Source organism: Pseudomonas sp. 3-2 (genome assembly GCF_019710535.1).
Classification (GTDB): domain Bacteria; phylum Pseudomonadota; class Gammaproteobacteria; order Pseudomonadales; family Pseudomonadaceae; genus Aquipseudomonas; species Aquipseudomonas pharyngis.
Genome location: NZ_CP081200.1, coordinates 6,202,810 through 6,215,856, shown reverse-complemented (window position 1 = coordinate 6,215,856; position 13,047 = coordinate 6,202,810). Strand labels below are relative to the sequence as shown.

Genomic DNA, 13,047 nt, shown 5'->3' with positions numbered 1-13,047 from the left:
AAACCGTCTCCGGACGGTTTTTTTGTGCCCGCGATTCAGGCCTGAGGCTGTTCTTTGCAGCAAACAACCGGCAATCTCGGTCGTACCTCTATTCACGGAACGGGCAGGAGGCTTCAGATGGTGCAGTTGTGTTCGATCGAACAGGCGGTGGACGACGTGCTGGCGCGGTTGCCGGCGCACATCCACATGGGCCTGCCGCTGGGCCTGGGCAAACCCAATCCCTTCGTCAACGCGCTGTACCGGCGGATTGCCGGATTGCCCGAACGTCAGCTGACGATCTACACCGCCTTGTGCCTTGGCCGTCCGACCCTGGGCGATGGTTTGCAGAAGCGCTTCATCGAACCCTTCGTCGAGCGGGTGTTCGGCGATTACCCGGAGCTGGAATTCCTCGCCGACCTGCACCGCGACAGCCTGCCGTCCAACATCCGCATCGAGCAATTCTTCATGCAGCCCGGCAGCCTGCTCAACAGCGCGCCGGCCCAGCAGGATTACGTCAGCAGCAACTACAGCCACGCCGCCCGCGACATCAACGCCGCCGGGCTGAATCTGGTGGCGCAATTGCTCGCCAGCAGCAGCGAACACCCGGATCGCCTGAGCCTCAGTTGCAACCCGGACATCACTCTCGACCTGTTCCCGATGATCGCCAAACGCCGGGCGGCGGGGGAGACCATTCTGCTGGTCGGCCAGGTGCACACCGAGTTGCCGTACATGCCGGGCGACGCCGAAGTCGACATCGATACCTTCGACCTGCTGATCGACGAGAAGGACAGCAGCACGCTGTTTTCCACACCGAACATGCCTGTCGGCTTTCAGGATCATTTCATCGGTTTGCACGCCAGCACCTTGGTGCGCGATGGCGGCACCTTGCAGATCGGTATCGGCTCGATGGGCGATGCGCTGACCGCAGCTTTGCTGGCGCGTCAGGCCGACAACGCCGGATATCAGGACTTGCTGACCGATGTGAACCTCAGCCAGTGGGCGCAGTTGATCGAACGCGAGGGGGGCATCGAGCCCTTCGCCAAAGGCCTGTACGGTTGCAGCGAAATGTTCGTCAACGGCCTGCTGGTGCTGGCCGAAGCCGGGATCATCCGGCGCAAGGTTTACCCGGATGTACAGACTCAGGAGCAGGCCAACGCCGGGACCCTCGACGAGGCGGCGCAAACCGACGGCATCTCGATCCACGGCGGATTCTTCCTCGGACCGCGCAGTTTCTATGAACGCTTGCGTGAGTTGCCGCTGAGCAAACGCCTTGAATTCAACATGACTCGCATCAGCTACATCAACGAGCTGTACGGTCAGGAAGAGCTCAAGCGTCTGCAGCGTGTTGATGCGCGGTTCATCAATACCGTGTTCACCATGACTCTGCTGGGCGCGGGTGTGGCGGATCAACTGGAAGACGGGCGGGTGCTCAGCGGCGTCGGCGGGCAATACAACTTCGTCGCTCAGGGCCATGCGCTGCACGATGCGCGCTCGATCCTGCTGATGCGCAGCTGGCGCGAATCCGGCGGCGATGTCAGCTCGAACATTGTCTGGGAGTACGGCCACTGCACGATTCCACGGCACCTGCGCGACATTGTGGTCACCGAGTACGGTATCGCCGATCTGCGCGGCAAGTCGGATGCGGTGGTGATCGAAGCGCTGCTCAATATCAGCGATTCACGCTTCCAGCAGGGCCTGATCGAACAGGCACAGAAGGTCGGCAAGCTACCGAAGGATTTCCGTCTCGACCCGCGCTTTACCGACAACACCCCGCAACGCTTGCAGGCGATTGCCGCACGACATCCGAACCTGTTTCCGGAGTATCCGCTGGGCTGCGATTTCACGGAGGTCGAAAAGGATCTGTTGCGGGCGCTGAACTGGCTCAAGAGCAAATTCAAGCTGACGGAGATTCTGGAGTTGGGCAAGGCCGCGCTGGATGCGCCGCAGGCTTCGCTGTATCCGGAGCATCTGGCGCGCATGCAGCTGACCGATCCGGAAGGACTGAAGGAAGACCTGTTTCAGCGGTTGCTCCTCACTGGCCTCAAAGCTACCGCGCAATAATGTTCACCGTAAAACCAACTGTGGGAGCGGGCTTGCTCGCGAAGACGCCGTGTCAGTCGACCTATACTTTGACTGACACAACGCCTTCGCGAGCAAGCCCGCTCCCACAGGGATAATGCGATGAAGCCGGGTTACTCGATGAAGGTAACCACGCCATCCTTCAGCGACTTCACGCGAGCCAGCGACTCGACGCGGTAACCCTGCGAATCCAGCTCCGCACGGCCGCCCTGGAACGACTTCTCGATCACGATGCCCAGGCCAGCGACGGTGGCGCCGGCCTGCTTGATGATCGAGATCAGCGCCTGGGACGCCTTACCGTTGGCCAGGAAGTCGTCGATGATCAGCACACGGTCGCTGCTGGTCAGGTGGCGCGGGGAGATGGCCACGGTGCTTTCGGTTTTCTTGGTGAACGAGTAAACGGTCGCCGACAGCAGGTTTTCAGTCAGGGTCAGGGACTGTTGCTTGCGGGCGAAGATCACCGGCACGCCGAGGTTCAGGCCGGTCATGATCGCCGGGGCGATGCCCGAGGCTTCGATGGTGACAATCTTGGTGATGCCCGAATCCTTGAACAGCGTGGCGAATTCGTCGCCGATCAGCTTCATCAGGGCCGGGTCGATCTGGTGGTTCAGGAAGGCGTCGACCTTCAGGACCTGGTCGGAAAGCACGATGCCTAGTTCGCGGATTTTCTGGTGCAATGCTTCCATGAAGCTGTCCTCATTTGGCGCTTTGTGCGCCGAAGGTCTAGTAAAAAGTGGTCAATTCTAGCGCTTTAACATCGCGCGTATATCAGCCAGTGCGCTATTGCCCCGCACGGCTTTGACTTCGGTCGGTGTGTCGTCGTTGCCTTCCCAGGCCAGGTCGTCCGGCGGCAGTTCATCGAGGAAGCGGCTTGGCGCGCAGTCGATGATCTCGCCGTACTGTTTGCGCTTGGCGGCGAAGGTAAACGCGAGGGTCTGGCGCGCGCGGGTAATGCCCACGTAGGCCAGGCGGCGTTCTTCTTCGATGGTGTCGGCTTCGATGCTGGAACGGTGCGGGAGGATTTCCTCTTCCATGCCCATGATGAACACGTAGGGGAATTCCAGGCCCTTGGACGCATGCAGGGTCATCATCTGCACGCCTTCGGCGCCGTCTTCCTCTTCCTGCTGACGTTCCAGCATGTCACGCAGGACGAGTTTGCCGATGGCGTCCTCGACGGTCATTTCGCCGTCTTCGTCTTTTTCCAGGGTGTTCTTCAAGGCTTCGATCAGGAACCAGACGTTGCTCATCCGGTAGTCCGCGGCCTTGTCGCTGGAACTGTTGGTGCGCAGCCAGTTCTCGTAGTCGATGTCCATGACCATGCTGCGCAGGGCGGAGATCGGGTCTTCGCCGGCGCACTGCTCGCGCACCTTGTCCATGAAACGCTTGAAGCGCGACAGGCGGTCGGTGAAGCGGCTGTCCAGATGTTCGCCCAGGCCGAGTTCGTCGGTGGCGGCGTACATCGAGATCTTGCGTTCGGTGGCGTAGTTGCCGAGTTTTTCCAGGGTCGTCGAGCCGATTTCCCGGCGCGGCACGTTGATCACCCGCAGGAAGGCGTTGTCGTCGTCCGGGTTCACGATCAGGCGGAAGTAGGCCATCAGGTCTTTCACTTCCTGACGACCGAAGAAACTGTTGCCGCCGCTCAGACGGTACGGCACCTGATGGTGCTGCAGTTTCAGCTCGATCAGCTTGGCCTGGTAGTTGCCGCGATAGAGGATCGCGAAATCGCTGTACGGGCGGTCGGTGCGCAAGTGCAGGCTGAGGATTTCCATGGCCACGCGTTCGGCTTCGGCGTCCTCGTTGCGGCAGCGGATCACGCGGATCTCGTCGCCGTGGCCCATCTCACTCCACAGCTGCTTCTCGAATTCGTGCGGGTTGTTCGAGATCAGCACGTTGGCGCAGCGCAGGATGCGGCTGGTGGAGCGGTAGTTCTGCTCGAGCATCACCACTTTCAGGGACGGGTAGTCGTCCTTGAGCAGCATCAGGTTTTCCGGCCGCGCGCCGCGCCAGGCGTAGATCGACTGGTCGTCGTCGCCCACCACGGTGAACTGGTTGCGTTTGCCGATGAGCATTTTCACCAGCAGGTACTGGCTGGCGTTGGTGTCCTGGTATTCGTCGACCAGCAGGTAACGCACCTTGTTCTGCCACTTTTCGAGGATGTCGGCGTGCTCTTCGAAGAGTTTCACCGGCAGCAGGATCAGGTCGTCGAAGTCCACCGCGTTGAACGCCTTGAGCGTGCGCTGGTAGTGGGTGTAGACGATGGCGGCGGTCTGTTCCTTGGGGTTGCGGGCGTTTTCCAGGGCCTGGGCCGGCAGGATCAGGTCGTTTTTCCAGGCGCCGATCATATTCTTGATCTCGTCGACGCCGTCGTCGCCTGCATATTCCTTCTGCATGATGTCGGTCATCAGCGACTTGACGTCGGTTTCGTCGAAGATCGAGAAACCGGGTTTGTAGCCCAGCCGTTCATGTTCCTTGCGGATGATGTTCAGGCCCAGGTTGTGGAAAGTGCAGACCGTCAGCCCGCGTCCTTCACCTGGACGCAGCAGGGTGCCGACCCGCTCTTTCATCTCGCGCGCGGCCTTGTTGGTGAAGGTCATGGCGACGATGTACTGGGCGCGGATGCCGCAGTTCTGGATCAGGTGCGCAATCTTGCGCGTGATCACGCTGGTCTTGCCGGAGCCAGCACCGGCGAGCACCAATAGAGGGCCGCCGACGTAGTTCACGGCTTCTTGCTGCCGGGGATTGAGTCGGGACATACGAAAATTCGGGAGTCGTTGACGAAATGGGCCGGCATTTTAACAGGCTCAGCGATTTGTGCTGCTCTCTCCGACTTGTGACGCAGCACGCGATTCAAATTTGCCGGTTTTGTTACTTTCACGCAGGATGCGCGGTGATTTTGCGGCTAATGTTCTCATTCGTGACACAAAATAACGTTTTGATAACCGTTGTCGTTTGGTCATTGGTTGCCGCAACGGCATAATGCCCGCCGCCCACATCATTGCAGAGTCTAGGGAGTCAGCTTGACTACGCCTGTCGAACCCTTGCGTTTGCTGCTACTGGCCGAAGAGCCAGCGTGGACAGCGTTATTGCGCGAGTGTCTGGCTCCGTTGGGGAGTGCGGCGGTGCTGATCAGCGCGCCGAGCTGGGAGTCGGTCAGCAGTCTGTTCGAAGACAACCGCCACGCGGTGTTGTTGACCGTTCCCGCGTTGCAGCCGGCGCCCGGCCGTTGCAGCCTGCCGACGGTGTTGCTGTTGGAACACGAGCCGGCGACCGCGCCCGATGGTGTCAGCGACTGGCTGGTGTTCGATGCCCTCGATCCCGGCATGCTTCGACGTTGCCTGCGGCATGTGCGCGAACGCGGCGTGCTGGAAAACACCCTGCAACGCCTGGCCGAGCAGGATCCGCTGACCGGCATCGCCAACCGTCAGGGCTTCCAGACCCTGCTGACGGCGCGCCTGGCCGAAAACGACGGCCGCGGCCTGGCCCTTGGGCACCTCGATCTCGACAACTTCCGTCACGCCAACGATGCCCTTGGCCACCAGGCCGGCGACCGCCTGATCCTGCAAGTCGTCGCACGGCTGAAAAGTCAGCTGGAAGTCGGCGATCAACTGGCGCGCCTGGGCAGCGATGAATTCGCCTTGCTGATCGATACCCGCCGCGCCCCGCAACGGGCGGAATGGATGGCCGAGCGCATTACCGAAGCCTTGGCCGAACCTTACTGGGTCGACGGCGAAAGCCTGTTGATCGGCTCCAGCCTGGGCATCGCCCATGCCCGCGCCCAGGGCGGCGCCGATCCGCTGATGTGGCACGCCCACATCGCCATGCAGCAGGCCAAGAGCACGCAAGGCTGCACCTTTCACATCTTCAACGAACGAATCAACCGCAACGCGCGAAGCATGGCCGACCTCGAAAGCGAGCTGCGCCGGGCCTTGCGTCGTGACGAGCTGGAGCTGCATTACCAGCCGCGCCTGAACCTGCAGGACGGCCAGATCGTCGGCCTCGAAGCGCTGGTGCGCTGGCGTCACAGTGAGCGCGGCCTGCTGCCGCCGAGTGAATTCGTGCCGCTGGCGGAGCAGAGCGGCCTGATCGTGCCGCTGGGTTACTGGGTGATATCCCGGGCCCTGCGCGACATGCAGGCGTTGCGCGAGCGCGGACTGCCGGCGCTGCACATGGCGATCAACCTGTCGTTCCGCCAGTTTCAGGACAGTCAGTTGCTGCCGACGCTCAGTCGTCTGATCGCCGAGCGCGGGGTCGAGGCGCAGTGGCTGGAATTCGAACTCACCGAAACCGCCGTGATGCGCCGCAGCGATCTGGTCAAGCAGACCATGGACGCCCTCGGTCGCCTCGGCGTGCGATTTTCGCTGGATGATTTCGGCACCGGGTTCTCGTCGTTCGTGCACCTCAACAGCCTGCCGATTACCTTGCTGAAGATCGACAAGAGCTTCGTCGGCGGCATGGAGCAGCGCGAAGAGAACCGCAAACTGGTGCACGCGATGATCAATCTCGCGCACAACCTGCACCTGGAAGTGGTGGCCGAAGGGGTGGAAACCCGGGAGCAACTGGATCTGTTGCGCGGGTTCGGCTGTGATCAGGTGCAGGGTTACCTGATCAGCAAGCCGCTGCCGTTGGCGGAACTGGTTGAATATCTGGTGGTTGACGCCAGCCAGCCGCCGCTGGGTATCGTGGTTTAGCCTCAAACCCCTGTGGGAGCGAGCTCGCTCCCACAGGGAGACTCATTCGGCCTGAGCGATTTTGAAGCCTTGAGATTGCGGCTCAAGCCGAATCATTCGCTTCATCTTCCATTCGAACGCCAGCGTCAAGCTCACCGCCGCACAGGCCAGCCCCAGCGCCAGACCCCACCAGACGCCGGTCGGCCCCCAGTGCAGATGAAACGCCATCAGCCACGCCGCCGGCGCGCCGATCAGCCAGTAGCAAACAAGCCCGACCAGGAATGTGGTCTTGGCATCCTTGAGGCCGCGGATGCAGCCCATGGCAATCGTCTGCGTGCCGTCGAACAGCTCGAACCACGCCGCCACGGCCAGCAGGCTCACGGCCAGACGAATCACTTCGGCAAACGCCGGGTCGTTATGGTCGAGGAACAAACCGACCAACTGATTCGGCAGCAACCAGAACACCATCGCAAACCCCAGCATTACCACCGCACCAAAGACGATGCCGACCCTTCCCGACATCCGCGCATCGTTCAATTGCCCGGCGCCGTAATGCTGGCCGACGCGCATGGTGATCGCATACGACATCCCCGCAGGAACCATGAATGCCACCGAGACGATTTGCAGGGCGATCTGATGCGCCGCCAGTTGCGTGCTGCCCATGGTGCCCATGCACAGCGCCGCGAAGGCGAACAGCCCGACTTCCACCGCGTAGGTGCCGCCGATGGGCAGGCCCAGGCGCCAGAGTTCTTTCAGGTACTGCCGGTTCGGCCGCGACAGACCTTCGCGAAGCGGGTAGGCGTCATAGGCCGGATGCCGACGAATGTGCCAGGCCAGTGCCAGCGCCATGCAGTTGGCGACAATTGCCGTGACCAGGCCGATACCGGTCAGCCCGAGTTTCGGCAGGCCGAACAGGCCGGTGATCAGCGCGTAGTTGAGCAGGAAGTTGGCCACCGTGCCGGCGAGGCTGATGACCATCACCGGCGTTGCCCGGCCGATGGCGCTGGTGAAACCGCGCAGGGCCATGAAGCTCAGGTAGCCGGGCAGGGCGAAGGGCAGGGCGATCAGGAACTGCCCGGCGGCGTTGACGTTGGTCTCGGTCTGGCCGAACAGCAGCAACACCGGTTTCAAGTTCCACAACAGCAGCCCGGCACCGAGCGCCATCAGCCATGCCAGCCACAGTCCGGCCTGGGTCAGGCGGGCGGCACCGATGATGTCGCCAGCGCCCTGACGAATCGCCACCAGAGTGCCGACCGCCGCGATCACGCCGATGCAGAAAATAGACACGAATGAATAAGTGGCCGCGCCCAGACCGCCACCGGCTAGCGCTTCGGGACTGAGGCGCGCCATCATCAGGGTGTCGGTCAGCACCATCAGCATGTGCGCCAACTGCGAGGCGATCAACGGCCCCGCCAGCCGCAGGATGGCCCAGAGTTCGGTACGCACAGGACGCTGCATGGCGTTCACATCCTTATAAAAGAGGGAGCAAGAGACCGTCGATTCTCAGGGTTTGGCGCAGGTTGCACAAAGGGATAAAAAGGATGGGTGGCATGATTAAAACTCATCCTGCCGCGATTCTGCTAAGTTGGCGCAATCCCGCCATTGGAGCGTTGTGCATGTCCCGTCGTCTTCCACCCTTGTATGCCCTGCGCGCATTCGAAGCGGCGGCACGCCACAGCTCGTTCACCCGGGCAGCCGAAGAGTTGTCGATCACTCAAAGTGCGGTGAGCCGGCACATCCGCACGCTCGAAGAGCATTTCGCCTGCCGGCTGTTCCACCGCAGCGGGCGCAACCTGCAACTGACCGAGTCGGCACGTCTGCTTCTGCCGGGCATCCGTGATGGCTTTGCTGCGTTGGAACGGGCCTGCAATACCTTGCGCGCCGAAGATGACATCCTGCGCATGAAAGCCCCGTCGACCCTGACCATGCGCTGGTTGCTGGCGCGGCTCAGTCGTTTCAGGCATTTGCAGCCAGGCAACGAAGTGCAACTGACCAGCGCGTGGATGGACGTGGACTCGGTGGACTTCAACAACGAGCCCTTCGATTGCGCGGTGCTGCTGAGTGACGGACATTTCCCGCCGGACTGGGAAGCCAGCCTGCTGTTTCCAGAGGAGCTGATTCCGGTTGGCGCGCCGAACCTGCTCAACGATCAGCCGTGGGACGTGGCGCGGCTAGCCAGCGCCGAGCTGCTGCACCCGACGCCGGATCGCCGGGACTGGCGCAGTTGGCTGGAACACATGGGACTGTCGGAACAGGTGTCGCTCAAGGGCGGGCAGGTGTTCGACACCCTGGAGCTGGGCATGATCGCGGCAGCCAGGGGCTATGGGGTGTCCATGGGCGATCTACTGATGGTGGCCGAGGATGTCGCGCAAGGGCGCTTGAGCCTGCCCTGGCCGACGGCGGTCGCCAGCGGACTGAATTATTACCTGGTATGGCCAAAGACCCGCCCCGGAGGTGAACGTTTGCGCCGCCTCAGCGACTTCCTGCAAGGCGAAGTCCGCGCCATGGCGCTGCCGGCGGTCACGCGCTTGAGCTGAATCGTTCGAGCCTGCACAATGCCGGCCTTTCGCCATAACCCTGCTGTTCGCTCAAGTATTCGGTTTTACCGCCGAATACGTGCATGTGGAACCGTCGTGCCGGTCTCCACGATTCACCCCCATTAGAAAATTATCCGAGCTGCGATCAAGGAGGATCGGAAGTTCGGCCAGGAGCTGTCCATGTCTCAACCTCGCGCTCGGATCGCCTCGCAGCTGGGCCTCGCGCTCGCCGTGATACTGGCGATTGTCATCAGCGGCAGTACAGTCTTTGCTTTGCGTTCGCTGGATACCGCCAACCTCGCCACTCGTGAGGAGCACCTCGCCAGTGAAGCGCGTCTGCTCGCCGACCAATTGAGCACCTTCCACGGCACGCTGCGCGAAAGCACCCAGCGCCTGAGCGGGTTGTTCGAGAAGCGCTTCAGCGCCGGCCTGAGCATTCATCCGAGCGAGCCGGTGACCGTGGCCGGCACCCAGACGCCGGGCCTGCACCTGGGCAGCGAAGTGTTGAACAACAACTTCAAGGAAGTCGACGAGTTCAAACAGATGACGGCCGGTGTCGCCACGCTGTTCGTGCGTAGCGGCGAAGATTTTGTGCGGGTCAGCACCTCCCTGACCAAACAGGATGGCACCCGCGCCATTGGCACCTTGCTCGACCACGCCCATCCAGCCTATGCGAAGTTGATGGCGGGGCAGGGTTATGTCGGCCGCGCCTTGCTGTTCGATCGTTCCTACATGACCCAATACACCCCGGTGCGTGACAGCAGCGGCAAGGTGATTGCGGTGTTGTTCGTCGGTTTCGATTACACCGACGCGCAGAACGCCCAGTTCGCCAATCTCAAGCGCTTCCGCATCGGCCAGACCGGTTCGCTGGCATTGCTGGACGAGAAAAACCAATGGCTGGTGGCCCCGGCGGGCGTGCAGGCGCTGGATCAAGCGATTCCGGTAATCAACGATCTGGCGAAAGCGCCGGGTAAGGGCCGGTTCTGGAGCGACAAGTCCGAAGATTTCTACAGCATCGCCGTGCCGTTCGAGGGTGGGCCGTGGTCGGTGGTGGCGAGCATGCCGAAGGCCGAGATCCGCGCGGTGACCTGGAGCGTCGGCACTCAGCTGGCCATCGGCAGTCTGCTGGCGATGCTGCTGGCGGTCGGTTCCGTGGTCTGGTTGCTGCGCAGCAAACTGGCGCCTTTGGGTGATCTGGTGCGTCAGGCCGAAGCCTTGGGCGCGGGTGATCTGAGCGTGCGCCTGAGCGTGTCGAGCAACGACGAGATTGGTCAGTTGGCCCGCGCCTTCAACCAGATGAGCCAGGCGCTGTCGACCATGGTCGAGCACATCCGCCGCGCCTCCGAAGAGGTCAACCGTCGGGCTCAGGCGCTGTCCGGTCTGTCCGGCGGCGCCTATGAAGGCATGGAGCAACAGTCCGGCGAGATCACCAGCATGGCCGGCGCGGTAGAGGAGTTTTCCGCCACGTCGCTGAACATTGCCGACAACATGGGCAACACCCAGCGTCTGGCCCAGGAAAACGCGCAGCAGACCCAGATCGGTCGCACGTCGATGGAGGAAGCGTCTTCCTCGCTGGAGCAGATTGCCGGCGCACTGAACACCACCGCGACCGTGATCAACACGCTCGGTCAGCGTTCCCAGGAAATCGGCGGCATTGTCAGCGTGATCACCTCGATTGCCGAACAGACCAACCTGCTGGCACTCAACGCTGCGATCGAAGCCGCCCGTGCCGGTGAACAAGGTCGCGGCTTTGCCGTGGTGGCCGACGAGGTACGCAGCCTGGCCTCGCGTACCCGTCAGGCGACGGATGAAATTTCCAGCATGATTCACAGCATCCAGCAGGAAACCGGCAACGCCATCAGCAACATGGAGCAGGGCAACCTGCTGATGCAGGAAGGCCTGTCGCGAAATGCCAACGTGGCGTCGGCGCTGGCGCGCATTGACGAGCAAAGTCGCTCGGCGGGTGAGCAGTTTGCCGCGATCACCACCGCGACTCAGGAGCAGAGCAGCACCGCGACTTTGCTCAGCAGCAACTTGCAAAGCATCGCGATGGCCAACAGCGAGCAGCGCGAAGTGGTGTCGAACCTGGCCATCACCGCCAAGGAACTGGAAGGCCTGGCAGCCGACCTGCGCCAAGAGGTCGACCGCTTCCGTTGAGGCGTCTCTGAACCAGCGATCGCGAGCAGGCTCGCTCCCACAGGGTCTACGTTGGACTTGTGGGAGCGAGCCTGCTCGCGATTGGGGCCACCCCAAACTCAGCACTTACTGAGTCACCGGCCGATATTGCAACGCTTCGGCCAGATGCTCGCGACTGATATCTGCGCGCTTTTCAAGATCCGCCAATGTCCGCGCGACCTTGAGCAGCCGGTGCGCCGAGCGCAGCGACAAGGTCAATCTTTCGCACGCGGTCTCCAGCCAGGTTTCATCGGCTGTGGATAACTTGCAGTGCTTCTTCAGCCCCGGCAAATCGAGAAACGCATTGGCGCAACCCTGGCGTTTTTGCTGACGCTCGCGGGCCTCGGCGACCCGCGTGGCCGCGCTGGCGCTGTCCTCTCCCGGTTTCACGGCAGGGTTAAGCGCTGTCGCCTCCCGCGCCACCGTCAGGTGTAAATCGATCCGGTCCAGCAACGGCCCCGACAGTTTGTTGCGATAGCGCTGCACCATGTCCGGTGTGCATGAGCATTTGCCGCTCGGTTCGCCGAGATATCCACAGGGGCAGGGATTCATCGCCGCGACCAGCTGGAATCTCGCGGGAAACCGCACCCGTTCCTTGGCCCTTGCGATCACGATGCAGCCGGATTCCAGCGGTTCGCGCAGCACCTCCAGCACCTTGCGATCAAACTCGGGCAGCTCATCGAGAAACAGCACGCCATGGTGGGCGAGGGTGATTTCGCCGGGCTGAGGTTTTGAACTGCCACCGACCAATGCCGGCCCGGAAGCCGAGTGATGCGGTTGGCGGAACGGGCGTTGCGGCCAGTGAGTCAGCGGCGCGCCACTGGCGACGGATTGAATCGCCGCCACTTCCAGCGCTTCACTCTCGGTCAGCGGTGGCAGCAGCCCTGGCAAACGACTGGCCAGCAATGTCTTGCCCGTCCCCGGTGGCCCGCTGAACAGCAGGTTGTGGGCGCCGGCAGCGGCAATCAGCAGCGCCCGTTTGGCCGCCAGTTGGCCCTGGACTTCATTCAGGTCGGGATAAGGTTTGGCAGCATGGATCAGCCCGTCCGAGACATAAGGCTCGACTGGCGTATGCCCGTTGAAATGCGCCACAGCCTCCAGCAGATGATCCACCGCAATCACCCTCAGTCCCGACGCCAGACAAGCCTCCTCGGCATTCGCCCGCGGCACCACCAGCGTCCGCCCGGCCTTGCGCGCTGCCAGTGCCGCCGGCAACACCCCGCGCACCGCCCGCACGGCGCCGGACAACGCCAGTTCGCCAAGGCACTCCACGTCATCCAGCGTCAAGGTCGGCACCTGCACACTCGCCGACAGAATCCCCAGCGCAATCGCCAGATCGAACCGACCGCCATCCTTGGGCAGATCCGCCGGTGCCAGATTCAGAGTGATCCGCCGCGCCGGAAACTGCAGCCCGGAATTGATGATCGCACTACGCACCCTATCCTTGCTTTCCTTCACCGCCGCTTCGGGCAGGCCGACCATGGTCAGCGAGGGCAGGCCGTTGGCCAGGTGGACTTCGACGGTGACGGCGGGGGCATCCACGCCAATCTGGGCGCGGCTATGGACGATGGCGAGGGACATGGTCGTTCCTTGAGTTGAATCGGGGGGGG

8 protein-coding genes and 1 pseudogene are annotated in these 13,047 nt (G+C 62.3%); 5 read left to right on the top strand and 4 right to left on the bottom strand.

Going from position 1 to position 13,047, the window contains the following annotated elements; translation table 11 throughout:
* Nucleotides 1-117 precede the first annotated feature (117 nt).
* On the top strand, nucleotides 118-2,040 hold the full coding sequence (locus K3819_RS28335) for an acetyl-CoA hydrolase/transferase C-terminal domain-containing protein (protein WP_221398330.1): 1,923 nt from the start codon (nucleotides 118-120) through the stop codon (nucleotides 2,038-2,040).
* 131 nt (nucleotides 2,041-2,171) lie between these two features.
* Here the strand turns inward: K3819_RS28335 and K3819_RS28330 are convergent, their stop codons facing one another.
* A complete protein-coding gene (locus K3819_RS28330) occupies nucleotides 2,172-2,744 on the bottom strand; it encodes a xanthine phosphoribosyltransferase (RefSeq protein ID WP_007954497.1) in 573 nt (190 codons plus the stop codon).
* 57 nt (nucleotides 2,745-2,801) lie between these two features.
* Nucleotides 2,802-4,811 (bottom strand): DNA helicase Rep, encoded by a 2,010-nt coding sequence (gene rep, locus K3819_RS28325; protein WP_039765244.1) that lies wholly within the window; start codon nucleotides 4,809-4,811, stop codon nucleotides 2,802-2,804.
* A gap of 264 nt (nucleotides 4,812-5,075) precedes the next feature.
* On the opposite strand from rep, the gene K3819_RS28320 reads away from it, so the two are divergent.
* On the top strand, nucleotides 5,076-6,746 hold the full coding sequence (locus K3819_RS28320) for a bifunctional diguanylate cyclase/phosphodiesterase (protein ID WP_064600376.1): 1,671 nt from the start codon (nucleotides 5,076-5,078) through the stop codon (nucleotides 6,744-6,746).
* Nucleotides 6,747-6,788: 42 nt separating this feature from the next.
* Here K3819_RS28320 and K3819_RS28315 read toward each other — a convergent pair whose 3' ends face one another.
* Entirely contained in the window at nucleotides 6,789-8,183 is a 1,395-nt protein-coding gene (locus tag K3819_RS28315) for a NorM family multidrug efflux MATE transporter (RefSeq protein WP_221398329.1), read from the bottom strand.
* Nucleotides 8,184-8,341: 158 nt separating this feature from the next.
* Here K3819_RS28315 and K3819_RS28310 point away from each other — a divergent pair, with 158 nt between their 5' ends.
* The 3 genes and pseudogenes from K3819_RS28310 to K3819_RS29835 all read left to right on the top strand — a co-directional run bounded on the left by K3819_RS28310 (nucleotide 8,342) and on the right by K3819_RS29835 (nucleotide 11,419).
* Complete coding sequence (locus K3819_RS28310; protein WP_085612068.1) at nucleotides 8,342-9,262, top strand: LysR substrate-binding domain-containing protein; 921 nt, start codon at nucleotides 8,342-8,344, stop codon at nucleotides 9,260-9,262.
* 180 nt (nucleotides 9,263-9,442) lie between these two features.
* A pseudogene (locus K3819_RS29840) lies at nucleotides 9,443-10,516 on the top strand (Cache 3/Cache 2 fusion domain-containing protein); the annotation flags it as partial.
* Between the two features lie 42 nt (nucleotides 10,517-10,558).
* Entirely contained in the window at nucleotides 10,559-11,419 is an 861-nt protein-coding gene (locus K3819_RS29835) for a methyl-accepting chemotaxis protein (protein ID WP_371855392.1), read from the top strand.
* A 105-nt stretch (nucleotides 11,420-11,524) separates the two neighbouring features.
* On the opposite strand, the gene K3819_RS28300 is transcribed toward K3819_RS29835, so the two are convergent.
* On the bottom strand, nucleotides 11,525-13,018 hold the full coding sequence (locus K3819_RS28300; RefSeq protein WP_221398328.1) for a YifB family Mg chelatase-like AAA ATPase: 1,494 nt from the start codon (nucleotides 13,016-13,018) through the stop codon (nucleotides 11,525-11,527).
* Nucleotides 13,019-13,047: the final 29 nt, after the last annotated feature.